Annotated in this window: 21 protein-coding genes; 17 read left to right on the plus strand and 4 right to left on the minus strand. The window is 39.9% G+C overall.

The annotated features are described in order from the left end of the window. Positions 1 to 116: 116 nt before the first annotated feature. The 13 genes from ACTU7M_RS08345 to ACTU7M_RS08405 all read left to right on the plus strand — a co-directional run bounded on the left by ACTU7M_RS08345 (position 117) and on the right by ACTU7M_RS08405 (position 13,581). Complete coding sequence (locus ACTU7M_RS08345; RefSeq protein ID WP_443473930.1) at positions 117 to 578, plus strand: CopY/TcrY family copper transport repressor; 462 nt, start codon at positions 117 to 119, stop codon at positions 576 to 578. Then, positions 575 to 3,028, plus strand: coding sequence for a heavy metal translocating P-type ATPase (locus tag ACTU7M_RS08350; RefSeq protein WP_443473931.1), 2,454 nt, complete (start codon positions 575 to 577; stop codon positions 3,026 to 3,028). Before ACTU7M_RS08345 ends, ACTU7M_RS08350 begins: the two co-directional genes overlap by 4 nt. 16 nt (positions 3,029 to 3,044) lie before the next feature. Further along, complete coding sequence (locus tag ACTU7M_RS08355) at positions 3,045 to 3,254, plus strand: heavy-metal-associated domain-containing protein (protein ID WP_443473932.1); 210 nt, start codon at positions 3,045 to 3,047, stop codon at positions 3,252 to 3,254. A gap of 408 nt (positions 3,255 to 3,662) precedes the next feature. Continuing rightward, positions 3,663 to 4,451: a 3D domain-containing protein gene (locus ACTU7M_RS08360; RefSeq protein WP_443473933.1), complete on the plus strand. Its 789-nt coding sequence runs from the start codon at positions 3,663 to 3,665 to the stop codon at positions 4,449 to 4,451. A gap of 359 nt (positions 4,452 to 4,810) precedes the next feature. After that, a complete protein-coding gene (locus tag ACTU7M_RS08365; RefSeq protein WP_443473934.1) occupies positions 4,811 to 5,782 on the plus strand; it encodes a biotin--[acetyl-CoA-carboxylase] ligase in 972 nt (323 codons plus the stop codon). Beyond that, positions 5,779 to 6,297, plus strand: a complete 519-nt coding sequence (locus tag ACTU7M_RS08370; protein ID WP_443473935.1) for a biotin transporter BioY — start codon at positions 5,779 to 5,781, stop codon at positions 6,295 to 6,297. The genes ACTU7M_RS08365 and ACTU7M_RS08370 overlap by 4 nt, the downstream gene beginning before the upstream one ends. An 11-nt stretch (positions 6,298 to 6,308) precedes the next feature. Then, entirely contained in the window at positions 6,309 to 6,893 is a 585-nt protein-coding gene (locus ACTU7M_RS08375) for an SOS response-associated peptidase (RefSeq protein WP_443473936.1), read from the plus strand. Between the two features lie 394 nt (positions 6,894 to 7,287). Further along, positions 7,288 to 8,274, plus strand: a complete 987-nt coding sequence (locus tag ACTU7M_RS08380) for an ABC transporter substrate binding protein (RefSeq protein ID WP_443473937.1) — start codon at positions 7,288 to 7,290, stop codon at positions 8,272 to 8,274. 361 nt (positions 8,275 to 8,635) lie between these two features. Beyond that, positions 8,636 to 9,604: an ABC transporter substrate binding protein gene (locus ACTU7M_RS08385; protein WP_443473952.1), complete on the plus strand. Its 969-nt coding sequence runs from the start codon at positions 8,636 to 8,638 to the stop codon at positions 9,602 to 9,604. 108 nt (positions 9,605 to 9,712) lie between these two features. After that, positions 9,713 to 10,906 (plus strand): CapA family protein, encoded by a 1,194-nt coding sequence (locus ACTU7M_RS08390; RefSeq protein ID WP_443473938.1) that lies wholly within the window; start codon positions 9,713 to 9,715, stop codon positions 10,904 to 10,906. A 487-nt stretch (positions 10,907 to 11,393) separates the two neighbouring features. Beyond that, positions 11,394 to 11,885, plus strand: a complete 492-nt coding sequence (locus ACTU7M_RS08395) for a hypothetical protein (protein WP_443473939.1) — start codon at positions 11,394 to 11,396, stop codon at positions 11,883 to 11,885. A gap of 71 nt (positions 11,886 to 11,956) precedes the next feature. After that, positions 11,957 to 13,087, plus strand: a complete 1,131-nt coding sequence (locus ACTU7M_RS08400; protein WP_443473940.1) for a PfkB family carbohydrate kinase — start codon at positions 11,957 to 11,959, stop codon at positions 13,085 to 13,087. 83 nt (positions 13,088 to 13,170) lie between these two features. Beyond that, the gene (locus ACTU7M_RS08405) at positions 13,171 to 13,581 is read left to right on the plus strand and encodes a universal stress protein (protein WP_443473941.1); all 411 of its coding nucleotides are present in this window, start codon (positions 13,171 to 13,173) and stop codon (positions 13,579 to 13,581) included. A gap of 320 nt (positions 13,582 to 13,901) precedes the next feature. On the opposite strand, the gene ACTU7M_RS08410 is transcribed toward ACTU7M_RS08405, so the two are convergent. After that, positions 13,902 to 16,961 carry an SbcC/MukB-like Walker B domain-containing protein gene (locus ACTU7M_RS08410; protein WP_443473942.1) on the minus strand — a complete coding sequence of 1,020 codons (3,060 nt, stop codon included), beginning with the start codon at positions 16,959 to 16,961 and terminating at the stop codon, positions 13,902 to 13,904. Next, a complete protein-coding gene (locus tag ACTU7M_RS08415; RefSeq protein WP_443473943.1) occupies positions 16,958 to 18,091 on the minus strand; it encodes an exonuclease SbcCD subunit D in 1,134 nt (377 codons plus the stop codon). Before ACTU7M_RS08415 ends, ACTU7M_RS08410 begins: the two co-directional genes overlap by 4 nt. 83 nt (positions 18,092 to 18,174) lie before the next feature. Here ACTU7M_RS08415 and ACTU7M_RS08420 point away from each other — a divergent pair, with 83 nt between their 5' ends. After that, a complete protein-coding gene (locus tag ACTU7M_RS08420) occupies positions 18,175 to 18,963 on the plus strand; it encodes an SDR family oxidoreductase (protein ID WP_443473944.1) in 789 nt (262 codons plus the stop codon). A 23-nt stretch (positions 18,964 to 18,986) separates the two neighbouring features. Beyond that, on the plus strand, positions 18,987 to 19,976 hold the full coding sequence (locus ACTU7M_RS08425) for an acyl-[acyl-carrier-protein] thioesterase (protein WP_443473945.1): 990 nt from the start codon (positions 18,987 to 18,989) through the stop codon (positions 19,974 to 19,976). A gap of 46 nt (positions 19,977 to 20,022) precedes the next feature. Here the strand turns inward: ACTU7M_RS08425 and ACTU7M_RS08430 are convergent, their stop codons facing one another. Beyond that, a complete protein-coding gene (locus ACTU7M_RS08430; protein ID WP_443473946.1) occupies positions 20,023 to 21,648 on the minus strand; it encodes an ABC-F family ATP-binding cassette domain-containing protein in 1,626 nt (541 codons plus the stop codon). Positions 21,649 to 21,731: 83 nt separating this feature from the next. Next, a complete protein-coding gene (locus ACTU7M_RS08435) occupies positions 21,732 to 22,706 on the minus strand; it encodes a hypothetical protein (protein WP_443473947.1) in 975 nt (324 codons plus the stop codon). Between the two features lie 105 nt (positions 22,707 to 22,811). Here ACTU7M_RS08435 and brnQ point away from each other — a divergent pair, with 105 nt between their 5' ends. Beyond that, positions 22,812 to 24,152, plus strand: coding sequence for a branched-chain amino acid transport system II carrier protein (gene brnQ / locus ACTU7M_RS08440; RefSeq protein WP_443473948.1), 1,341 nt, complete (start codon positions 22,812 to 22,814; stop codon positions 24,150 to 24,152). A 475-nt stretch (positions 24,153 to 24,627) separates the two neighbouring features. Next, a partial coding sequence (locus ACTU7M_RS08445; protein ID WP_443473949.1) for a transposase occupies positions 24,628 to 25,422 on the plus strand: 795 nt, incomplete at its 3' end.

Below are 25,422 nucleotides of genomic sequence, written 5' to 3' on the forward strand. Positions count from 1 at the left end.
AAGTCAAAAATTACAAACTTTATATTCCTTTGCTTGACACCGTTCGATTACAAGTGTAAACTATTGGGTATAAACAAGTTTACACATGTAAACATAAAAAGGAAAGGATGCTTAATATGCAAACAGCACCAACACCTAAAATATCCGATGCTGAATGGGAAATCATGCGCGTCGTTTGGACCAATCAACCAGTGACCAGTCGGGAAATAACGCAAGTTTTAAGTGAAAAGATGGATTGGAAAGCAGCGACGATTAAAACTTTAATCGGGCGTTTGGTAGATAAAGGATTTGTTTCGACAGTAGCTGATGGCAAAAGATTTTTGTACTCTGCAGTGATTTCCGAAGAAGACAGCGTGCGTGAACTAACGAATACAGTGCTTGACCATGTCTGTGCAACAAAGGTCGGAAGCACCATCGCTGAATTAATCACAAATTCTTTATTAAGTAAAAATGACATAAAATTATTAGAAGAAGCACTTGCAGCTAAAGTAAATGACGCAGTCGATGTCATTCATTGTCAGTGCTTAAAAGGGCAGTGTAACTGTCACCATAACCACGAGGAGGGGCATGTTATATGAAACATGAATCATTATCAGTAGAAGGGATGTCTTGTGCGAGCTGCGCCCAAACTGTAGAAAAAGCCGCAAGTAAAGTGGCTGGTGTCAAAAATGCTTCCGTCAATCTAGCCACGGAAAAGCTTGATTTCGACACAGATAGCAATTTTGAAATTTCTAAAATAGAACAAGCTATTGCGGATGCGGGATATAAAGTGTTAAAACCCCTGCAAACAATGACCTTTGCTATTGAAGGGATGTCTTGCGCTAGTTGCGCACAAACGGTGGAAAATGCGACTTTAAAATTAGTAGGTGAAGGCAATGCTTCGGTGAACTTAGCTACCGAAAAAATGGTCGTTAATTATGATCCTGCATCAATCAGTATATCCGATATCACGAAAGCAGTTGCGGAGTCTGGTTACGAAGCGACCGAACAAGTGACATCCAATGAATCAGTAGATCTGGACCGCGAAAAGAAAGAAGCGCATATTAAAGAAATGTGGCGGAGATTTTGGATTTCGGCGGTATTCACAATTCCTTTGTTATATGTTTCGATGGGACATATGGTAGGGATGCCCCTTCCGTCTCTAATTGATCCCATGCATAACGCTTCAAATTTTGCTATCACACAATTGGTTCTAACCATCCCGGTAATGGTGCTGGGGGAAAAATTCTTTACGGGTGGTTTCCGAGCCCTTGCTAAAGGACATCCCAACATGGATTCCTTGGTTGCGTTAGGAACGAGTGCGGCTTTTATTTATAGCCTTTATGGAACATTTAAAATATTTATGGGCGAAACAAGTTTTGCCATGGAACTCTATTACGAATCAGCTGCAGTCATTTTAACTTTAATTACATTGGGAAAATATTTTGAAGCAGTATCGAAAGGTAAAACGTCAGAAGCGATTAAAAAGTTGATGGGGCTTGCACCCAAGACAGCGCACGTCCTTCGTAATGATAAAGAAATCGAAATTCCAGTTGAGGCCGTTCAAGTTGATGATGTAATCGTCGTACGACCTGGTGAAAAATTACCTGTTGACGGGGTTGTGATCGAAGGCTTAACTGCCATAGATGAAGCAATGTTGACGGGAGAAAGTATGCCTGTTGAGAAGAAACCAGGGGATTCTGTCATTGGAGCGAGTATTAACAAGAATGGGACAATCCAATATCGCGCTACAAGAGTCGGGAAAGATACCGCCTTGGCGCAAATCATTAAGTTAGTCGAAGACGCGCAAGGTTCGAAAGCCCCAATTGCCAAATTAGCGGATAAAATTTCTGGAATCTTTGTTCCGATTGTTATTGTTTTAGCGGTTCTTTCCGGATTGGCCTGGTATTTCCTGGGACAAGAGTCATGGGTGTTCGCCTTAACGATTACTATATCAGTGCTTGTTATTGCCTGTCCTTGTGCTTTGGGGTTGGCCACACCAACTGCTATTATGGTAGGAACAGGTAAAGGTGCTGAAAATGGCGTTTTGATAAAGAGTGGTGCTGCACTTGAAACGACCCATAGCATCCAAACGGTCGTATTTGATAAAACTGGGACGATAACTGAAGGGAAACCGAAAGTAACAGATATTCTTGTAAATGGGATAGAAGAAAACGAATTGCTTCTTTTGGCGGCATCTGCTGAAAAAGGGTCTGAACATCCTTTGGGTGAAGCAATAGTAACAGCGGCTGAAGAAAAAGGGATGGTTTTATTGAAGGCCACCAATTTTGAAGCTTTACCGGGACACGGTATAAGTGTGGCAATTGAAGAGAAAGCTTTACTGCTTGGAAATAAAAAACTTATGATGACTCATCATATTAATCTTTCTGAACTTGAAGAAAATTCAAATCGTTTGGCTGAAGAAGGTAAAACACCGATGTATATTGCGATGGATAACCGTTTGGTAGGGATTGTTGCAGTTGCAGATACGCTAAAAGCGAGCAGTGAAGCAGCCATTCGCAAACTCCAGAAAATGGGTATCGGTGTTGTCATGATGACTGGCGACAACAAACGGACTGCTGAAGCGATTGCTCGTCAAGTCGGCATCGATCGCGTACTAAGTGATGTGCTGCCGGAAGACAAAGCGAGTCAAGTTGAATTGTTACAAAAAGAAGGCAAAAAGGTAGCGATGGTTGGGGACGGTATTAATGACGCGCCGGCACTGGCACAAGCAGATATTGGAATCGCAATTGGAACAGGGACTGACGTGGCAATTGAATCGGCGGATATCGTATTGATGCATAGCGATTTAATGGATGTGCCAACGGCCATTGAGCTGAGTAAAGCAACCATTACCAATATAAGAGAAAACCTGTTTTGGGCTTTTGCCTATAATATCTTGGGTATTCCAGTAGCAATGGGAATTCTCCATTTATTTGGTGGTCCGTTATTGAATCCGATGATTGCAGGTGCAGCGATGAGCTTTAGTTCTGTATCCGTTTTGTTAAATGCGTTAAGATTAAAGAGATTTAAACCATCAAATAGATAAAAGGGGAGGAAAATATATGAAACAAACAGTGTTAATAGAAGGAATGAAATGTGAAGGTTGCTCCAAAACGGTTAGTCGCCTCTTTACAGCATTAGAAGGAGTGGACCGGGTTATCGTGGACCTCGAAGCTAAAATGGCCAATGTGGAAACAGAACGTGAAATTTCAAAGGAAGAGTACACAAAAGCTTTGTCCGAAACTAAATTCACAGTCGCCGAAATTCAATAATATTGCTTGCTGCTGACCATGTGTCAGCAGTTTTTTTGTGCCTGAAACATTAGAAGGGTATCGTATTAGCTATACAATTGACGGGTTATTAACAAATGTTTATTTGGTGAAGGTGTATATTGCACTATTTTCGTCCTTTTACACTTAAAAAAGCCTTATCATAATATTACAAAAAACAATTGTTTGTTGTAACATTCGTCACAATTGCCTTTTGTTTGTAATTAATGCTTACTTTTAATACAGAAGTGTTAAGGGGTATTAACAAAACGATGTTATTCCGCACAACCCTTTTTTTTCATGTTAGTATTACGAGGCTTAGAAGAAAAGACCCACTAAAGTCACTCGGTCAGAATCTACTGGACTCTTGCGGAAGATACAAGCAAGAAAAGAAAGGAAAGAAAATATAATATGAACTTTAAAAACAAATTATTTGTAGCAGGTGCATCAATCGCATTTTCAGGAATCTTGGCTTTTGCTAGCCCAACGGAAGCAAGTGCAGCAGAATGGAGCGCGCGTACAGCAAGCGAAATTAAAGAAGATATCCAAGAAAACGAAAACGGAAGTAAATATACTTTTGTATGGGGCGATACATTATCAGTGATCGCACAAGCAACAGAAATTTCATTAGACAAATTAGTAGAAGTTAACAATATTTCTAATGCAGACATGATTATCGTTGGAAATTCTATTCGTTTATCAGCTGACAATAAAGTTGTAACAGTTGGTGAAGGTACAGAACAAAAATCTTACGATGTAAGTTCTGAAGAAGAAGTTGTAGAAGTTGAAACACCAGTTGAGCATTACGAAGAAGTTGTAGAAGAAACAGCTCCAGTAGTGGAAACAGCTCCAGTGGAAGAAGTAGCTCCTGTAGAAGAAGTAGCTCCAGCTCAAGAAGCATCAACTGCTGGCTACCAAATTACAGTAGAAGCAACAGCTTACTCAACAAACCAACCGTCATTAAGTGATTTTACATATACAGGAATTAACCTACGTCAAAACCCTAACGTTGTCGCGGTTGACCCAAGTGTCATTCCTCTAGGATCTACAATTATCGTACCTGGTTACGGTACATTTATAGCAGGAGATACAGGTTCAGCTATCATCGGAAACCGTATCGACGTACATATCACAGACTTGAATGCAGCATTGGCATTTGGTCGCCAAGGAATGACAATTACAGTTATTCCAGCATCATAATCCCACATTTATTCCGGAAGCGAGAGCTTCCGGTTTTTTTGTTTTGCGTTGAAGATATTAAATAAAATGCCAATTTGGCTTTATTAAACCATTTGGCCCAAAAATTCAGATTGAAATGGTCTAATAACGGTTAATTAAACCATTTGAAGCAAAAAAATAAAACGAAATGGTTTAATTCTCCATAATTAAACCATTTTAGTTAAAAATTAAGTCCCAAATGGTTTAATAGCTTCAACAAATCAGTTTGTCACATATACGCACAACGACAAAGTCGATTGTCAACCCATAAAAAAACAAGTTGACATGAAACGGTTAATTTTGTATGGTTAATACCACAAAGTAAAGAAACAGGTGATGAGATGTCTACGAAAGATGAAGTATTAGCTATTTTAGAACAAAGAAGAGTAGATAAAATATCCGGTCAAAAGATTGCGGATGAATTAGGCGTGAGTCGTACAGCAGTCTGGAAAGCCATTAATACCCTTAAAGCAGATGGGTATCTTATTAGTTCAACTACAAATGCTGGCTATAAATTGATTAATCCTTCCGATTCACTGAACACTGCAGCAATCAAACCATTATTGGATCGAAAGCTGATTGTTGAAACGTACCAAACAATTGATTCTACCAATGCCGAAGCCAAACGTCGCTTAAACGACAATCCGCATGAAGATATCCTGATTTTGGCAGAGTCCCAAGAAAAAGGGCGGGGAAGACTTGGGCGGACATTTTATTCACCGTCCCGGAATGGCATCTATATGAGTCTGACATTGCACGATTTAAATCCGCAAAATGACGCAACCCTCGTAACTACGGCGGCAGCAGTGGCTGTTTGCCAAGCAATTGAAGAACTGACAGACTTAAAACCACGAATTAAATGGGTCAACGACATCTTTATCGATGGCAAAAAGATTTGCGGTATTCTGACTGAAGGGACTTTGAGTCTGGAGACCCAAACCATCCAATCAATCATTTTGGGTATCGGTCTGAATGTATTGGAAGATGAGAACCTACCGGCTGAACTACAACAAATAGTGGGGTCCTTGTTCAAAAAAGAGAGCCCGGTCAGCCGTAATCATTTAGCTGCCAGTATTATTAATCACTTTTTCCGCATCTATGAAACGATGGGAACGCGTGAATACTTGGATGAGTACCGCGAACGCTGTTTTGTTTTAGGCAGAAATGTTTCGTTCGTAAAAAATAATGAAACATACTCAGGCTTGGCCATAGGCATAGACGATACAGGTGCTCTGGAAATCCAACTGACTGATAATACCATCACAAAAATATCATATGGGGAAATAAGTATAAACTGGAGGAACGAATCATGACGCTTACCACACGTGAAATGACCAGAATCAGTATCATGGCTGCTTTAACTTTAGTCAGCAGTTTTATCTCTATTCCACTAGGTCCGGTGGCGATTACCTTACAAACACTATTTGTATTACTTACGGGATTATTGTTCACGCCGAAACTGGCATTCTATACTCAGTTGTTAAATCTTATTCTGACCCTGTTAGTGCGAGGTCCGCAAATCGTTTTGGGTCCGAGCTTCGGTTTTTTAGTTGCTTTTATTGTTGTTGCGACCTTGATTGCGTGGTTAAAAGTGAACAAGAAGATACAAAGTGATACACTATTAGTGACTGTTGGAACAATTGTCAGCTACTTTATTGGCACACCGTACATGGCCTTTATTTTAAATGGTGTGATGGAATTAAACCTCAGCACAACGGAAGTGCTTTATTCCGGTATCATTATGTTTCTGCCGGGTGATGCACTAAAAGCCTTGCTTGCTGTTGTGGTCGTCAAAAGCGTCTCAAAAACCTTAGCTACTTATCCTTAGGAGGGTATATGATGTGTGGAAGATATGAACTGGATGCCACTAGAAAAGATTTATGGGAAAGATACCAAGTGACAGAATCAAAAGATGATTTCACAGCCCGCGAGGAAATATTTCCGACAAATATTTGTCCGGTTGTAATACCAGGACAAAGGATAGTCCAGTTGAAATGGGGTTTTACAGAAACATTCGCCAAAAGACCGCTCATTAACGCTCGCCAGGAAACTATACTGCAAAAACCTACTTTTCGTGAATCTTTTACGAGTGCCCGTTGCCTAGTTCCAGCTACTGCTTTTTTTGAATGGGAAAAAAAGGACGATACAAAAATCAAACGCCGTATCTCGATCAAAGGATTACCAATCTTTTCGTTAGCAGGCATTCGCAAGTCATATCCGCAATCTGATGGTTCTGTGCTTGAGACTTTTTCCATCCTTACAACCGATGCAACACCTTCTTTTTCTAAGATTCATGATCGTATGCCGGTTATCCTAAAACCGGAAAATGAAGCGTTGTATTTAAATCATGATGTTCCATCATCAGAAGTAAAATCACTTTTGACAACAGAGTCTCAGCTTAAACTGGAAGTTATTATCGATTAAACGAATCTCATTTAATTTTAACTTTGTAATTGACTTCTCATAAAAAGTGAGCTATGATTCAGGCATCATCAAAAAACAAAACAGTGAGGTTTTCACAATGACAAACAAAAATGCATGCCTAAACCAATCTAACTATTACTTTAGCTACTTTAGATAATGTTTGTACCCATTACCGGTGGATACAGACATAACAAACAATGTTTGTATCTATGGAGGCTAAAGTTAGTTTGCGTAAGCAACTGCCACATAGATGAAAATCTGAGTGGTGATTGCAAAAAAGGATGCATTTCTTTTTTACAGTATGATTTTTATACCCCATTCAGATTATTACTATCTGGATGGGGTTTTATTTTTGTCAAATGTGTAAATAACACGACAACAGGAGGAAGTAAAAATGAATAAAAGTTGGTTAATCAAAGCAAGTTTATCGGTAGCAACGGCTCTAACATTGGTGGGTTGTGCTGAAGGTGAGACTGGAACGGGATCTTCAAATAACAATTCCGAGGAGGAAGTGAATTTAGGCATTTTGCAACTGATGGACCACGAGTCGTTAAATGCCTCACGTGAAGGATTCTTGGATGTGTTGGAAGAAGCAGGGTATGTGGAAGGCGAAAATTTAAACGTTGATTACCAGAATGCGCAATTGGACCAGTCTAATTTACAAACGATGTCTGAGCGATTATCAGGTAATAACGATTTGATTTTAGCTATCGCAACCCCAGCCGCAGTGTCGTTAGCGAACGTCGACCAGGAAACGCCAATTCTTTTTACTGCAATAACTGATCCTGTGGATGCGGATTTGGTGGCGAGTTTGGATGCTCCGGGTGGAAACTTATCGGGAACCACGGATGCTGGTCCAATCAAAGAACAAGTTGATTTATTATTGTCTGTGGCCAAAGATGCGACCCACATCGGGATTATCTACAACTCGAGTGAACCAAACTCGGTCATTCAAGGAGATGAAGCCACTGAGTTGTTAGAGGCGGCTGGGATGGAAGTGGTTTTGAAGACAGTTTCATCCACAAATGAAGTGCAACAGGCTATGGAGTCATTAGCAGGTGATGTTCAAGGTATTTATATTCCAACTGACAATACCTTGGCAAGTACAATGGGGACTGTAAAACAAGTTGCTGAAGCGAATCAATTACCAGTTGTGGCAGCATCTGCTGACCAAGTAGAAGCAGGTGGATTGGCAACTTATGGGATTGACTACTACGAATTAGGTCGTCAAACGGGCGAGATGGCATTGGAAATTATCGAAGATGGGGCTGATCCAGCAACAATGCCAGTCCAATCATCCAAAGCATTGAATTTGGTTGTTAATGAAGAAGTTGCGGAATCGTTGGGTATTGATCCAGAAACCATCACGCTTCCAGAATAATTAAAAATCTCATTGACTTTTAATCTAAAACCGTGTAACATACACTTATTAAATAAATGAATCGTGAGGGAATACAAAATGACACTACAGAAATCAATTCTTTTGCATACTAACTTTTTCTTTAGCTTCTTTAGATAGTGTTTGTAGACATCACTGATGGATACAAACACACAAACGTTGTTTGTATCTATGAGGCTAAAGTTAGTTCGCATGAGCAACTGCCCATAGATGAAAATCTGAGTGGTGATTGCAAAAGGAATTAATTTCTTTTACATTTTGTATGTAGACCCATTCAGATTATTCGTTATCTGGATGGGTTTTTTGTATGTTTTTTTGAACCGCACATAATAAATAGGAGGAAATAAAAATGAAAAATTGGATGACTAAACTAGGCTTAACCATTGGAGCAGGACTATTGATGGCTGCATGTGGAAATGGTGAGACGGCGAGCGAGGAAACAATCAATATCGGTATTCTGCAATTGATGGATCATGAATCGCTGAATGCCTCTCGCGAAGGGTTTTTGGATACGTTGGAAGAAGCAGGGTATGTGGATGGAGAAAATATTTCTGTTGACTATCAAAATGCGCAAGGGGATCAATCAAATCTACAAACGATGTCAGAACGTTTATCCGGAGATAGTGATTTAATTTTGGCGATTGCAACGCCAGCAGCGGTTTCTTTGGCAAACATGGATCAAGAAACACCGATTCTTTTCACAGCTATTACGGATCCTGTAGATGCGGACTTAGTCACCAGTTTGGAAGCACCAGGTGGTAATTTAACGGGAACAACAGATGCAGGTCCAATAGAAGAACAAATTGAGTTGTTGCTTTCTTTAATCCCTGAAGGTGGAAAAGTAGGCATCATCTACAACTCGAGTGAACCAAACTCCGTTATTCAAGGAGACCAAGCAACAGCGTTTGTTGAAGCAGCTGGTTCCGAGGTTGTTTTGAAAACTGTTTCTTCAACCAATGAAGTGCAACAAGCAATGGAATCACTGGCAGGGGATGTTGATGGGGTCTATGTGCCGACCGATAACACATTGGCAAGTACGATGGCAACTGTAGCGGATGTTGCAAAAGCCAATAAACTTCCTGTGGTTACAGCATTCTCTGAAAATGATACAGTCAGTGGTTTAGCTACTTATGGAATTGACTATTATGAACTAGGGCGTCAAACAGGAGAAATGGCACTTGAAATTATCGAAAATGACGCAGAACCTGCTACAATGGCAGTGGAATCTTCAGATAATCTGAAATTGATAATTAATGAAGAAATGGCAGAGGCAATCGGTATTGACCCTGCAACAATCGTCGTTCCAAAATAGAGATTGCGCACAATCCCCTTTTAAAAGGGGGTTGTGCGTATTCTCTTTTCGTGTTATTTTTGCTAGATAGGACGATAATAGTGTAATGAAAAAAATGGGAGGAAAAAAATGAAAAAGTGGCTTAGCTTAGTATCTGTATTGGCTTTGTGGGGATGTACTTCAGCATCGACAGATTCCGAAGGTTCAACAGAAACAGTTGAAGGCTCTCAAGAATCAAGTATGCAAACAGAACCCGTTGTAGAAGAAAGTGTGGCAGAGCCAGAAGAAAAAAGAATTTCTTTTATTGGCGTTGGGGACAATTTAATTCATGACAATGTCATCTGGGCTGCTGAAACACCGGATGGATCTTATGATTTCTCCCATATGTACGATAACATTGCTGACGATGTAGCAAATGCTGACTTGGCGTTTCTAAATCAAGAAACAATATTTGCGGGACCTGATTATCCTTACGCTGGCTATCCTTCATTTAATACACCTGAGCAATTAGGTGATAATATGGTCGATTTGGGCTTTGATTTAATCAATGGCGCTACCAACCACACATTGGACTTTGGCGCGGATGGTGCTACTTATGCTCTTAATTTTTGGAATCAGTTTGATGAGGTATTGTATACAGGCGTTTTTGAAACCGAAGAAGAGAGCCATGAAATTCCAACCATCGAACGTGATGGGGTTACTTTTTCATTTCTAGCCTACACGTATGGAACAAATGGTATCGAGCCTGATACAAACTGGCGCGTTAATTATTTCGATGAAGAAAAAATTCGCAATGATGTTGCCAAGGCACAGGAATTGAGCGATGTTGTCATCGTTTCTGCACACTGGGGCGACGAAAATACAAATGAAGTGAATGAGTTCCAACGTTATTATGGTCAGTTATTTGCCGACTTAGGCGTAGATGTTGTTATCGGAACGCATCCCCATGTTATTCAACCTATCGAATGGTTAGAAGGGGAAGGTGGTAATGAGACTTTGGTCGTATGGTCATTAGGGAATTTATTAGCTCATGCCTTAGATGATATTAATACACTTGGTGGCATGGTTTCCTTCGATTTTGTTGTAACGGAAGAAAAAACCCAGATTGAAAATGTCGTTTTCCGCCCGACCGTTTCTCATTTTACATACCATTATAATGATAATGGACGCTTGAAACGTAAATTTAAGATTTACTATTTAGATGACTATACCGATGAACTTGGTTCTGAACATGGCCTGAATGAAGATGGTGTTCTAGTATCACCAGCTAATTATAAGGCACAAGTGGATGCAGTCATTCCGGATGAATATTTATTGCAGTAAAACTGAATATTTATATCTCATAAAAACTAATGTTTTATAATAGATAAGCGTGCAGACACCTTTTCGATGAAGAGGTTTATGCACGCTTTTTGTGTTTATTTGGAAAATGGAATAATGGTCAACTAATGTTTGCATTATTGTTGCGATAAACGCTCATTACCGATATAATAGCGTTAAGTAAGGAGATTTTTCCACGTTTTTTTATTTTCCACTTCCTCGAAAAAATTTTCTCTCACCAAACCTACCAAATGTAACTCTACAACTTCCAATTATTGCTTCCAACTTTTGATGCCGATTTCTTTGGTTTTTTTGTTATGCCATGCCACTTGTCTGTTACATGGGTTATAAACTTTCTTCGGAAATATGGTGGAAATAGCAAACTGAAAAACAAATGCTTGTTTCTTAAACAATTGATTACAGGTTTTGTTTACTAAAAAAATGGAATCATGTAAAATAATTGTAAAGAGAACCAGAAACGGGTGAGAAAATGAAAACTGACCAAATACAAGCATTAGCATATCAGGCGCTATCCAAGCATGAAGCAGGAGAGTTCCAATCTGCGGAGATATTATTTCTTGAAGCCTTGTATCTCTTGGATGATAAAGAAAATAACCTTTATCAAATGATTGTTTATGGTTTAGGGATTAACTATGCGAAACAAGGGAACTATGATGGCGCAAGAGGTTGCTTTGAAGAAGGACGCATGAACGCTCGAAAAGCGCAAAATATTCCTCATGAGTTGGAAATGCATCACCAATTGGTAGTTATTATGCGTGAATCAGGGGAATATGAAGCAGCTGAGGTACTGAGCATGGAAGAAATTAGTTACCGGAAAGAACAAGCGCCAGACGATTTCGAAGGGCTTGCTGTGGCTTATTTGGAAGCGGCAAAAATTTATAAATTGTGGGAAAAACAAAGCAAATTTGAGAAAATGATAGAAAAAGCTCGTTATTATACAGAAAAAGCAAACAACAAATAATTGAATGATGTATGAAGTGGAAATGGATAATTATCAAGGTCCATTACGTTTGTTGAGAAGGGGTATGTCAGATGGCACTAAATGAGAAAGAATCCAAAGTCTTTACATATATTAAGGAAGATCCGTTCATTTCCCAACAGGCTCTTGCGGATAAGATTGGCTTATCACGTCCAGCTGTTGCAAATATTATTTCAGGATTGGTCAAAAGAGGTTATCTACTTGGAAAAGCGTATGTAGTCAATGAAACCCGTCCCATAGTCTGTATTGGGGCAGCTGCCGTTGATAGAAGGTTTTTCATTAAAGACGAATTAATCAAGCGAACATCAAAGAATGTGACATCAGAAACGACTTGTGGTGGGGTAGCTTTGAGTATCGCCGAAAATTTGGGCCGACTGCAACAGGATGTAGTGTTATTGAGTTTGGTCGGGGATGATCGCGAAGCAGAAGCTATTAAAGACTCCATGCGTACTTTTGTAAAAGTAAACGAGATAGATACAATTCCTGGGCAGGCAACGGGAGCATACACCGAAGTTGTCAACGGAGATGGGGAATTGGCATTGGCTCTTTCCGAAATGGATATTTATGATAAAATGACGCCAAATTGGTTTGTTAAGCGCCTTTCATTATTGAAACAAGCGAAGGCAATTATTATAGATACCAACTTACCCAAGAATACCACTGAAGCGGTGATTGATTTTGCTTTGAAAAATAAAACGCCGTTATCTTTAGTGACAGCGTCAGTACTAAAGACATATAACATTCCTGATGACCTCAGAGGTGTTCATTTACTGGTGGTAAGTCGAGAAGATGCAGAAATATTTTTTGATATGAAAGTCTCTACAGATGCACAAGTAGTGGATGCCATCCATCGCTTTTTGGATATGGGAGCGGAGCATGTCATCATTTCAGATCGCAGTCGCAGTATTGATTATGGGAGTGAAAAGCATGGGTTAATCCGCTTTGATTTACAAAACAAGGATTCCCAAAGCTATGTTTGGGGAACACATGAGGCTTTGATATCTGGAATTGTCTATCGTTATCTACACACCAAAAACTTGGTGGATGTTCTGACGACTGGAATAGTGAATGCTGCCATGACCGCTACTTCCCTTAAGAAAGTTCGTGAAGATTTAACGCAATCCACGTTGGAAAAAGATATCAAAGCGTTCGGTGAAATTGAATTCAAAAAACTAGAATCATAATATCTTTCCCTTTTAACATAAATCTTGTACAATAGAATTGTAGGAAGCGGTTTCAGCCGTGTTTGGAAGGAGATGGTCAAGTCATGAAACAAACTTATGAAAATATCATGGTACCTGTTGATGGTTCGGAATCATCTATTCAAGCTTTTAAGAAAGCTGTTCATATTGCGAAGCGTAACAATGCGAAATTACACTTGGTTACCGTTGTTGATAAGGCAGATGACGCAAAAGAAGCCGAGCAAATAGACCGTGATCGTGAAGGCTTTTTCAAAGCGTTGGAGACTTATGCAAAACGTGAGGATCAACACCTTGAGAAAATTGTGAAATTTGGTAATGCTAAAAAGTTAATTGCTGAGGAGCTCGTAAAAGATTGGGATATCGACCTAATCGTAATGGGCGCAACCGGAAAAGGAAATATCGCGAAAGTGGTACTTGGATCAATTACAAGTTATGTTACCAAACATGCTCGTTGTGATGTTTTGATAGCTCGCTAATACCAAACAAAATAAAGCCAACCCTGAACGTTTATTTTCGGTTCTAGGTTGGCTTTTTTTATCGATATAATTAGGCTCTATAATAAATGGTGTTGGTAGGTATTCTTCTCGGAAATCCCGAAGGACGGTGGGGTTGCTTGTGGCCGTGTCAAGGATGCAATGCGAAAGTAGGGACCGTTGATGCTTCAGCATCTACGGTCCCTTTGAGGCTTGCAAGCCCGGAGACTACAGGCTCAGGGCGGTCCCACGGCAGTACACAAGCAAACCCGCAGGCCGAAGGGCATTTTCTTCACCAACATCTGATAACCAAGAACCGATAATTAAACGACAATCTCGGCATGGCTTCCGGAAGCGGAATGGGTCACCTTGATATGGGCAGGTATCCTGGTTTTTAATTCTTCGACATGGGAAATAATTCCTACCATACGGCCGTTGGCATTTAGTTCGGAAAGCGTCTGAATCGCTTGTTCCAAGGACTCCGAATCCAGAGTTCCAAATCCTTCATCTATAAATAGCGTATCGATTTGAATACCACCGCTTTGTTGCTGCATGACATCGCTCAATCCCAAGGCCAGAGCCAACGATGCTTTAAAACTTTCACCACCGGACAGCGTTTTGACGCTTCTTATTTGACCTGTGAAATGATCAAAGACATCCAGTTCCAGTCCCTTGGCACCAGTACCTTTTACTTCTCTTTGTGATCGTTGCAGTAAATAGCGGTTATCCGTCATTTGGATTAAGCGTTTATTTGCCGCAAGAACTATTTCCTCGTAATAAATTGCCAGAACATAACGTTCAAAAGAGAGACGACCTGTTTCGCTTGATTGGCCATTCGCAATATCTGACAGACGTTTCACGGAACCATATTTTGCGAGGGCTTCTTTTCCCTTGTCGTATATAAGAGAAATATTTTTTGTGCCTTGTTCAATAACCTGAAGGTTGTTAGAAAGCTGTTTACTTATTGCCTCCATTTGTTCAAGTTCATTATGCAGCCCATCAAGTAAAGCCTGAATCGTTGGAATATCATGTTTTTCAGAGAACTTTGCGACTATTTTTTCTTGATCGTCCAGGTTACGATTGGTTACCGTGACATCATCTTGATATGCTACTAACTTGATTTTAGTAGGTTCCACTTCAGAATCCGGCATTAATGTGTTTTCAAAATCATCCTCTAGTTTTGTTGCCAGTAGTTTTGCTTCATAATGAGCCTTGGCTTCGGAAATGCGTGAATAAGCCACATCTATTTGTTTCTGGATAGAATCTTTTGTGTTGCCAAGGATTGCGATATCTTTCTCCACATCGGTCATTTCCTGCTTCTTGAGAGGATATAGTTTTTCAATACTGGCTATTTTTCCAGATAAATTTTCCGCTTCTTCTTTTATTCGAGATGAATCCAATCCCTGAACGCTTTGAGCTAAATCCCCTAATTCATTTTCGTGCTCTTGAATTTGTTCTGTTCGGGTTAAGGAAAGTGTTTCTAATTCCTTTTGGTTCAAGTAGAGTGTTTTTTGTGACTCTTGAATAGTCACTAATTCTTTATTTTTACTATCCTGTTCATTCGCTACTTTTTGGAGAATAACCAGCTGATTTTGAAGTTCAACCATAGCCGCTGAAGTATCAGCCACTTTTTTCGCTAATACATCATACTGAAAAGCTAACTCATCACGATTAATGCCAGTCTGAGATTCATATCCAACAATTTGATTGTTGAAGTGACGCACTTGTTCAGAAGCTTGCGTAAAGTCTTTATCAGCTTGGGCGCTTTCCTTTTGAATAGCTTCTAAATCTTCTTCAGTTGGTGCATTCTCAATTTTAACAGCGAGAGAAGGATGTTCGATTGAACCGCAAACGGGACAACTTTCTCCCGTTGATAAGTTGGTAGCGAGGAGACCCGCCATATTTTGATTAAACAATCGACGAGATTGGATCAATTGATGGCTCTTGGCTTCTGAACGAGCCTGTGCTTGAATCATTAAATCCAATGCTGCTTGGTGAGAATCGATAAGCTTCTGCATGGTTTCCACATTGACTAGCTTGGCATTCAGGGCGCTTTCTTCTTGGTTGAGTTTGTGTGCATCGTCTTTTAAGTTTGCCCATTCAGCTTGTGCGACTCGGCTTTCTTCTAATTGAGTGGTTATCTTGGAATGTTCTTCCAGCAATTTTTGCGATTCTTCGCCTAGTACCACCAATTCTTCAGTGGCTTTACGTTGTGCATCATCAAGTTTTTTAATAGCGTTTTTTAATTTATCAACCGTCGCAAATATCTCAATCTGCTTATTCAACGCATCCAATTCTTGGCGCCATTTTGTAATATTATGGTAAGAAAGCTCCAATTCCAAAAACTCATCTTTTAGCTTGTCAACATCAGTCTGTTGAAGTACCAAGTTATCCATTGTTTTTTGAAGAGACAATTCTAAATCAGCTTGCGCCTTGACTTCTTTCTGAAGACTTTTTTTGGCATCGACACAAATCTGGGCATTCTCAAATTTCTGAATGTCTTGTTCCAATTTATCAAAGTAGTCTTTGTCTTTTGCCAACAGGTCTCTTTTACCGATGAGTTCGTGTAATTTTTGGTACTGCGCTTGTTGATTCTCCAATTCCTTCATAGTCTTGTTTTTTTCTTTTTGGTTGTTTGTGGTCTCTTGAGCCATCACGTTATATTCATGCTTTAGTTCATTCAATCGCTGGAGAACAGCTTCGGTATCTTCTTCGTCTTGGTGAGCTTGCAATATTTCATCATTTAAAGTAGCCAAATAGCTGAAAGAGGCCTTTAACTCAGTCCGATTATTATTAACCTCTTTAGTCAACTGGGATACTTGGGCTTTTAAGTTATCCTGAAACCGCAATATTACCTGGGTACCAAAAATGTTTCTGAATATGGCTTCTTTATCTTTACTGTCCGACTCCAGCAAATGTTTGAATTCTCCCTGTGGCAACATCACGATTTGCTTAAATTGTTCATAGGTCAATGACAATAAATCCGTAATTTCCTTGTTTGCGTCGGTAATTTTGGTTGTAACATTTCCATCGTGATGAAATTCGACCGACGACTTATGGTCGATTGGTTCTCGTTTTCCCGGACCTTTTTGAGCGGGCTTACGTTTGATGAAATATTCTTTCCCATTCACTTCAAATGTAAAGGCAACAAAACATAAATTTTCATCTGTCGCGAAATCTGACTTAAATGCGTCTTTATTGCGGCTCTCACCGCTGGCATCGTCATAGAGGGCATAAGCAATCGCATCAAAAATGGTTGTTTTTCCAGCCCCTGTAGGTCCACTGATCAAAAATAAAGTTTGATTATTTAATTGCGTGAAATCAAGTACGGTATGGTCTTTATAAGGGCCAAAAGCATTCATTTCTAATTTAATGGGTCTCATGGGGTGCTCCTTTCCGCTTCATGGAATTCTCGTTCGATAAATGACCGTAAATCCATTGGTAAAGTGGTATTCGTAAAATTCTCATAGAAATCTGTAAATAAATCCGGAAGTTTTTTTGTTTTCAAGTCTGAACGCGTAAGAGCAATATCAGAAACCGTAATTGTTTGCCGATTAATATATTCCAGTCCCATCGCATTGGGAAATTTTTTCCGCAATTGATTCATGGGGTCAAAAATGATGTCATCATCCATAAGTTCAAAGAAAATATAATCATCGGAGCGTTGCGCGAGTAGTTCATCAAATGAACCGCGTAATATTTTCATATCACGTAAGGGTTTTAAGTAAATCGGTGTTAGCGAGACTTTATCTTTTTCCAATTCAACGAGTGAGACCTGTTTTTTATGATTAGCTTCCGATTTAGAATATTTTAACAATGAACCACTGTAACGGATATGATCATCTTTAACTTTTTGGGGTTTATGCAGATGCCCCAAGGCAACGTAATCGAATCCATCCAATATCCCTACAGGAACATATTCAGCGGTTCCAATGCTAAGAGGACGTTCGGAATCGGAAGATTCAACTGATTCAGCGGTTCCATTTATAACGTATCCATGGGCCACTAAAACATTGATTTCAGAAGGGTCCCAACCAGCTTTAATAGCTTCAATCTGATATGTTGCGACATCTTCCATGGTTCGAATATTGGGTTGTTGCATCTTCTCACGTACGAAGGCTGGATCTGCAAAAGGCACAAGGTAGAAATTTACGTTATCAATCGTCACTTTACGCGTAACATCTTTTAATGTTCCTTCGATAAACAGGTTGTTTTGGGTGAATAAGCGCGAACCGTACTCCAAGCGTTCGCTGCTGTCATGATTGCCTGAAATGGCCAGCACAGGAACGCCAATTTCATTTACCATGCGGGTTAATACTTCGTCTGCCAAAGACACTGCTTCCTTGGGTGGAAGTGAGCGATCATAAAGATCTCCAGCCATGATCACAACATCCACATTTTGCTTCTTTACTTGATCGATGAGCTGGTTTAATAAATAGCGTTGATCTTCAATCATTGAGAATTCATTGACTATTTTCCCTAAATGCCAATCTGCCGTGTGTAATAGTCTCACTATCATCACTCCTTTATGCTAAAATAAGATTAGAACTTTTCATTCATTATAACAAACGTTTGTTCGTAAAAGGAGGGTTTTTAATGGATTTAGGTTTAAAAGGAAAAAATGCACTTATTATTGCATCTAGCCAAGGATTAGGAAAGGCTGTTGCTACTGAACTCGTCAAAGAGGGTGCAAATGTTATGTTGACGAGTCGTAGTGAGGACGCGTTACGTGAGGTCCAAGAAGAATTAGAGTTGTTGGGTGAAGGCCGGGTAACTTATTTTCCATGTGATATTACCAAGCCAGAAGAAATAAAAGCACTAGTCGCAGAAACTCAAAAACGTTTGGGTACGATTAATATTTTATTAAACAATGCCGGTGGACCACCAAGTGGCGTTTTTGATGACTTCGAGGATGAAGCCTGGCAACGAGCTTTTGAATTAAACTTGTTAAGCTATATCCGAATTATTCGCGAAGTTTTGCCTGATTTACGTAAAGAGGGTGGGCGAATTGTGAATGTCGCTTCCATATCAGTAAAAACGCCGATGAAGAATTTAATTCTTTCCAATACATTCCGGAATGGAATTGTGGGGCTGTCAAAATCCCTCGCTGAGGAACTCGGTCCCGATAATATATTAGTCAATGTTGCGGCACCTGGTACAATTGGTACTGGTCGAATTGCACAGCTAAATAAAAACAATGCTGAAAAACAGGGCGTATCCGTAGAAGATATCGAAAAAGAAACAGCTGCTAAAATTCCCTTGGGCAGAATGGGTCGGCCACAGGAATTTGGAAAAGCAGTGGCATTTTTGTTATCCGATGCCAATACATATATAACCGGTTCAACCATCCTCGTTGATGGCGGAATGGCAAAAGTAATCAGTTAACAGAAGAGGCGAAGGGAAAAAATATGAGTGGATTAAAATTTCGGAATAAGCATGTGGTTGCTACTTATGAGTGTGACAATATGCGGGATATGACTTTACCCGCTTTAATTAATGCGATGGTAGAAACATCAGGTTTGCAAAGTCATGCGCTTGGAAATACCGAAGAGCAAATGACAGAGCAAGGACTAGCCTGGATTATTATACAATACGATATTAATGTGAATCGCATGCCCAAACGTAGGGAAGAAATCATATTGGAAACAGAAGCTTTAAGTTTCAATCGTTTCTTTACTTATCGTGCTTTCAGGGCTTTTGATAAAGAGGATAATTTACTGGTGGAAGCTATTACAACTTTTAGTGTCATGGATATGGCGACGCGTAAACTTACACAGGTTGACAAGAAGTTGGTGGCGCCTTATCAGGCAGAAGAAATCCGGACCATGGTACGTGCTCCCAAGATTCAACCTGTGAATCCTGAAACAGCTACGAGTATGCCGTATCGGGTACGCTATTTGGATATTGACGGAAATATGCACGTTAATAACGCGAAATATTTCGATTGGATCATCAATTCCGTGGATGTTAAGATATTGGAAGCCTACAAAATCAAGGCAGTAACCATAAAGTATGAAAAAGAAGTAGGTTTCGGTAGTATTATCGAAAGTCATGTTTCTGTTGAAAAAATGGGAGATGGGCAACTTAAGACCGCCCACATTATCGAAAACGGTGGTGGCAGAGCTTGTATCGCTAACATTACCTGGGAACATCGTATTATGGATCAGGTGAAAAAAATAACTGATGAAAAAATCGAAATTGACCTGGGCTATGAAGATACATTTATAGAAGTCTATACTGTTGATAACGATGAATTTAAACAACTCATTCCAACACTTATTGATGATGACATCACACATTTCAATATCTCTGAGAAGGAATTTTCTAAAAAAGAAGTAAACTCGCTCTCGATAGTTAATCATGGACTGGGGTTTATGTTTTTTGAAGATGAGAAATAAAAAAACAGGAAACGGGATAAAATTATCCCGTTTCCTGTTTTTTATTTTATTCGTACAGTGCTGCTACACGTGCTTGTACGTCTTTATCTTCCAAGAATTCTTCGTAAGTTGTATCCAAGCGGTCAACAACACCATTGGCACTTACTTCAATAATGCGGTTTGCAGTTGTATTGATAAACTCGTGGTCATGAGATGAGAACAACAAAGCGCCTTTAAATGCAATCATACCATCGTTCAAAGCAGTGATTGATTCCAAGTCCAAATGGTTTGTTGGATCATCCAAAATTAGAACGTTTGCTTTGGAGAACATCATTTTAGAAAGGATAACCCGGACTTTTTCGCCCCCGGATAATACAGATACTTTCTTCATAACGTCGTCACCAGTAAAGAGCATACGACCCAAGAAACTACGCAAGAAAGTATTATCGTCTTCTTCTGGACCAGCAAATTGACGTAACCATTCCAGAATGTTGATGTCTGGATTTGGGAACTCGCTTGAGTGGTCTTTAGGCAAGTAGCTACGTGAAGTTGTAACACCCCATTTGAAAGTACCAGCATCTGGTTCCATTTCACCCATCAAAATACGGAATAGGGTAGTTGTTGCAATATCACGACGACTTGTAATAGCCACTTTATCTTCACGGTTCAATGTGAAACTAATGTTATCCAATACTTTCACACCATCGATAGACTTAGATAGACCATCAACAATCAATAAATCATTTCCAATTTCACGTTCCGGTGAGAAACCAACGAATGGATATTTACGTGAAGATGGTTGAATATCATCCAAGGTAATTTTATCCAACATTTTCTTACGGGACGTTGCTTGTTTCGATTTAGAAGCATTCGCACTAAAGCGGGCGATAAAATCTTGTAATTCCTTGATTTTTTCTTCTTTTTTAGAGTTTTGGTCTGCTGCCAGTTTAGAAGCTAATTGACTGGACTGCAACCAGAAGTCGTAGTTACCAACATAAAGTTGGATTTTACCGAAGTCAACGTCTGCCATATGTGTACAAACCGTATTCAAGAAGTGACGGTCATGGGATACAACAATAACAGTGTTAGGGAAGTTAATTAAAAACTCAGATAACCAATCAATTGATTGCTTATCCAAACCGTTAGTAGGCTCATCCAGAAGTAAAACGTCTGGTTGACCGAACAAAGCTTGTGCTAAAAGAACCTTAACTTTTTGTGGTTCAATCAGTTCGCTCATATTTTTGTAATGCAAATCTTCGGAAATTCCTAAACCTTGCAACAAGCTCGCAGCATCTGCTTCAGCTTCCCAACCATTTAGTTCCGCAAATTCACCTTCAAGTTCACCAGCACGAATGCCATCTTCATCAGTAAATTCTTCCTTCATATAAATAGCGTCTTTTTCTTGACGTACTGCATAAAGGCGTTTATTACCCATGATAACGGTGTCGAGTACTTGTTTGTCTTCAAAACCAAAGTGATCTTGATTCAAAACAGATAAACGTTCATTTGGATCTAGAATAACGTCACCGGTTGAAGGTTGAATTTCACCAGAAAGAATCTTTAAGAAAGTGGATTTTCCAGCACCATTTGCTCCAATTACACCATAGCAGTTGCCGGGAGTGAATTTAATATTTACATTGTCAAAAAGTTTACGATCAGAAAATTGTAAACTGACGTTTGATACAGTAATCATTCTTGGCATTCCTCAATTCATTTAATATTGTCCTTTCACATTCTAACACAATCTTTTCAAATTGAAAGCATTTCGAACCATGATTAAAGCAGTTTATTAAACATAAATAAACTTATTTGCTCATCCGAAATGAGATGAAGATGATTCTGATAATCAAGTGATTTGGGATACAGGCGATATGAAAGGTACTCATCATAAGAAAAATAAGTATCATTTCCCAATCGCATCGTTAAACCCTTACTGTTTTCAGAGAGCGAAAGATACTGGTCATCAAGTGTTTCACTGGCTAAGTTAGGATGAGGAATCATTCTTATCTTAATTGGATCACCAATTATCTGGGTTGTGGTTCTATCGACATCAGGTAAAAAGTGGAAGAGACTGATGGCCTGAACGGCTTCTGCATCACTATCGAAGTTTAATGATGTTTTATAATATGTTGTGTTTATTTGTAACTTATTTTTCGCTATCTTTTCAATAAGATAGGGCTCTCTCTTTTTCATGCCAAAGACCATTAGCTGGATAGGCTCATCATTTTCATCTAACTGAAGGATATCATTACCTCGCAAAACGATTGAAGCAGTTGGTGTATCATCCCAGGGAATGATTGTTTCCATATGCCATTCGAAAATACCATCCGTTTCTGATACCAAAATTATCCGGTTGGATGAACTAATATCTAGACTATGGAAATCACCTTTCATCAATAGTGTTTCAGATGTATTTGCTTTTTCGGGGTACCGGACATAAAATCCTGTTTCATCTATAAAATAGAGACGATGGCGATAAATATAATTCCCCCGAATAGGCCGATCAAAATGTAGTGCTTTGAACAAAAAAGGTTGTAGATCCGCTTCGTCCAGAAAAAGTGACTGATTTACAATTGGTTCTTGGTAAATAGGCAAATCCTGAAGGCCTAAGTGTTCAATCCATTTTCGCCAATGATAAATAGAAACATTTGATCTATCCTTCCATAAATATAAAAAACCACTATATAACGAAATATCATAAAAGTTTCCCTTTATCGTTAAATTAGTTAATAATATGTCTGCTTTATCCATAAACATCCTCCTTTCGGAAAAAATCTCGCAATATGATTATACCATATGGAGGTTCACATCAATTCATGATAGAATAGACAAAAATTATTAGGAATGGAGAATTTCATGGACAAAAAATTAACGTTCAAAGATTACCTGTTTATCGGTTCGATGTTGTTCGGATTATTCTTTGGAGCTGGGAACTTAATATTCCCTGTCCAAATGGGACAACTAGCCGGATCGAATATGCTGGAAGCAACATTGGGATTCATCATCACGGCTGTGGGGCTACCATTCCTTGGCATCGTGGCAATGGGGCTAGCACGCAAGGACAGTTTGTACGAATTAGCCAGCAAGATTTCACCTGGTTATGGATTATTCTATACCATCGCTTTGTACTTGACGATTGGGCCATTCTTTGCGATTCCCAGAACTGCGACTGTATCATTCGAAGCAGCATTTGCACCATATTTAGATAAAGGGATTTTGCAACTGGCACTTCTTATTTTTTCAGCTTTATTCTTCGGTTTTTCCTTGTGGTTTACATTACGACCTTCAGGAATTTTAACGTGGGTAGGTAAAGTATTAAATCCGATATTCTTGGTCTCATTAACAGGACTAGTCATCTTTTCCGTTTTAAAACCTATGGGAGAGGTAGGGACGATTCCTGTTCAGGAGACTTACCAAGCAGGAGCATTTTTTCGTGGGTTTCTAGAAGGGTATAACACGATGGATGCTTTGGCAGCTTTAGCATTTGGTATTATTGTTATCAGTACCATCAAAAGTTTAGGGGTAACAAAACCATCCGCAATAGCAAGAGACACCGTGATTGCTGGATTGTTCAGTACAACATTGATGGCCATCATTTATGCAAGTCTGGTTTATGTCGGAGCAACAAGTCAAGGTATTTTTGGTCTTAGTGCCAACGGGGGAGCTGCTTTAGCAATCGTTTCTGATCATTATTTCGGAGCTTTTGGAGCAGTGGTTCTTGCCGTTATTATTACCGTTGCTTGTTTCAAAACAGCAGTAGGGTTACTGACTGCCATCAGTGAGATGTTCGTGACCTTGTTCCCTAATAAGTTAACTTACAACCAATTTGTATATCTTTTTACAGGTATTTCATTTGGAGTAGCAAACCTGGGATTGCAACAAATCATCACTTTGTCTATTCCTGTATTGATGTTCCTGTATCCATTAGCGATTACGCTTATCTTTACAGCGATACTGAGTCCGCTATTTAAGGATAAGGATATTGTTTACAGAATGACCACGATTTTTACCCTCCCATTTGCCTTGCTTGATTTTATCCAAGCCTTGCCAGAAGAGTGGAGAAGCGGGCTCATTCTGGAGCAAGTATCTATTTGGGCGAAAGCTACGGTTCCGTTATTTAATTACGGAATGAGCTGGCTGATCCCATCATTTATTGGTTTTGTTATTGGGTTAATACTTTCTAGAAGAACTAAATAAGAAAAGAGACAAAAGCTATCATAAACAGCTTTTGTCTCTTTTTTGGTTCTATTATTTATGGTGTGGGTAGGTATTCTTCTCGGAAATCCCGAAGGACGGTGGGGTTGCTTGTGGCCGTGTCAAGGATGCAATGCGAAAGTAGGGACCGTTGATGCTTCAGCGTCTACGGTCCCTTTGAGGCTTGCAAGCCCGGAGACTACAGGCTCAGGGCGGTCCCACGGCAGTACACAAGCAAACCCGCAGGCCGAAGGGCATTTCCTTCACCAACACCAGATAACCAAGAACCTCTTTTTTTAACGGCTTCCGAAAGAAGTCTCCCGCTTCTAAACGTTTCGGTGCATGGCACCAGTGAAAGCGGGAGATGAATTTCGGTTCCCCAATGGGGAACGATAGTTCCTATTTACGTCAATAAAAATCGACTTAAGACGAAGGCATGTTATATAATATCCTTATAATCAAGGAAGGAGGAAAGGTTATGTACCACGGAAAACGATTGATGATTCGAAATCAAGCGAAGCTGAAACCGGCATTGGATACCTGCAACAAAGCTTCCGCTGAAGTGTGGAACCTGTGCTTGCGGAAGTCCAAGGCACATCATCTTGCCACCGGCAAGTGGATAGGCAAGACGCAACTGCAAAGCGAAACCAAGCAAACGGTCGCATTGCATAGTCAAAGCATCCAAGCCGTCGCCCACAAATACCTGAACGCCCGTCTGGCGGCGAAGGAAGCCAAAACCGCAGGGCGCAAGGATGTCCGTTACCCCTACAAGGAAAAGTTTTTCTTCAACACCAAATGGGTCGGACAGGCTTTTTCCATAGAAGGTAATGTCGTCACCCTCTCATTGGGCATCCGCAACGGCAAAAGACAACCACCACTGAAATTGCGGGTATCCGGATTAGACGGCATTCCTGTCGAAACCATCAAGGAAGTGGAGCTATGCCACGACATCCATTATTATTTGTCCGTTACTTACGACGATGGGATAGAAAATCCGCCCTTGGGGCAACAACAGGCGGCTTCTGTTGACTTGGGCGAAATCCACAGTATTGCTTCCTTTGCGGAAGGCGGTTCTTCCGTCCTGATTAGCGGACGCAAGGCACGCAGTATCCACCAATTGCGCAACAAGAAGCTGGCTCAACTGCAACGGCTGCAGTCGAAGTGCAAGAAAGGCTCGCGCCAGTGGAAGAAATACCAAAAAGCCAAAAACTTCGTCCGCACCAAGAGCGCCCGCCAGCTGCAGGATGCCCTGCATAAGACAACCAAAAACTTT

Origin of the sequence: Jeotgalibaca sp. A122, from assembly GCF_052266715.1 — a bacterium.
Classification (GTDB): Bacteria; Bacillota; Bacilli; order Lactobacillales; family Aerococcaceae; genus Jeotgalibaca.

Bases quoted from the DNA above. Each gene is read 5' to 3' on its own strand.
- ACTU7M_RS08380 (WP_443473937.1), top strand. From the start codon at position 7,288: ATGAATAAAAGTTGGTTAATCAAAGCAAGTTTATCGGTAGCAACGGCT.
- ACTU7M_RS08420 (WP_443473944.1), top strand. From the start codon at position 18,175: ATGGATTTAGGTTTAAAAGGAAAAAATGCACTTATTATTGCATCTAGC.
- ACTU7M_RS08410 (WP_443473942.1), bottom strand. From the start codon at position 16,961: ATGAGACCCATTAAATTAGAAATGAATGCTTTTGGCCCTTATAAAGAC.
- ACTU7M_RS08435 (WP_443473947.1), bottom strand. From the start codon at position 22,706: ATGGATAAAGCAGACATATTATTAACTAATTTAACGATAAAGGGAAAC.
- ACTU7M_RS08425 (WP_443473945.1), top strand. From the start codon at position 18,987: ATGAGTGGATTAAAATTTCGGAATAAGCATGTGGTTGCTACTTATGAG.
- ACTU7M_RS08430 (WP_443473946.1), bottom strand. From the start codon at position 21,648: ATGATTACTGTATCAAACGTCAGTTTACAATTTTCTGATCGTAAACTT.
- ACTU7M_RS08390 (WP_443473938.1), top strand. From the start codon at position 9,713: ATGAAAAAGTGGCTTAGCTTAGTATCTGTATTGGCTTTGTGGGGATGT.
- ACTU7M_RS08370 (WP_443473935.1), top strand. From the start codon at position 5,779: ATGACGCTTACCACACGTGAAATGACCAGAATCAGTATCATGGCTGCT.
- brnQ (WP_443473948.1), top strand. From the start codon at position 22,812: ATGGACAAAAAATTAACGTTCAAAGATTACCTGTTTATCGGTTCGATG.
- ACTU7M_RS08355 (WP_443473932.1), top strand. From the start codon at position 3,045: ATGAAACAAACAGTGTTAATAGAAGGAATGAAATGTGAAGGTTGCTCC.
- ACTU7M_RS08400 (WP_443473940.1), top strand. From the start codon at position 11,957: ATGGCACTAAATGAGAAAGAATCCAAAGTCTTTACATATATTAAGGAA.
- ACTU7M_RS08345 (WP_443473930.1), top strand. From the start codon at position 117: ATGCAAACAGCACCAACACCTAAAATATCCGATGCTGAATGGGAAATC.
- ACTU7M_RS08395 (WP_443473939.1), top strand. From the start codon at position 11,394: ATGAAAACTGACCAAATACAAGCATTAGCATATCAGGCGCTATCCAAG.
- ACTU7M_RS08360 (WP_443473933.1), top strand. From the start codon at position 3,663: ATGAACTTTAAAAACAAATTATTTGTAGCAGGTGCATCAATCGCATTT.
- ACTU7M_RS08405 (WP_443473941.1), top strand. From the start codon at position 13,171: ATGAAACAAACTTATGAAAATATCATGGTACCTGTTGATGGTTCGGAA.
- ACTU7M_RS08350 (WP_443473931.1), top strand. From the start codon at position 575: ATGAAACATGAATCATTATCAGTAGAAGGGATGTCTTGTGCGAGCTGC.
- ACTU7M_RS08375 (WP_443473936.1), top strand. From the start codon at position 6,309: ATGTGTGGAAGATATGAACTGGATGCCACTAGAAAAGATTTATGGGAA.
- ACTU7M_RS08365 (WP_443473934.1), top strand. From the start codon at position 4,811: ATGTCTACGAAAGATGAAGTATTAGCTATTTTAGAACAAAGAAGAGTA.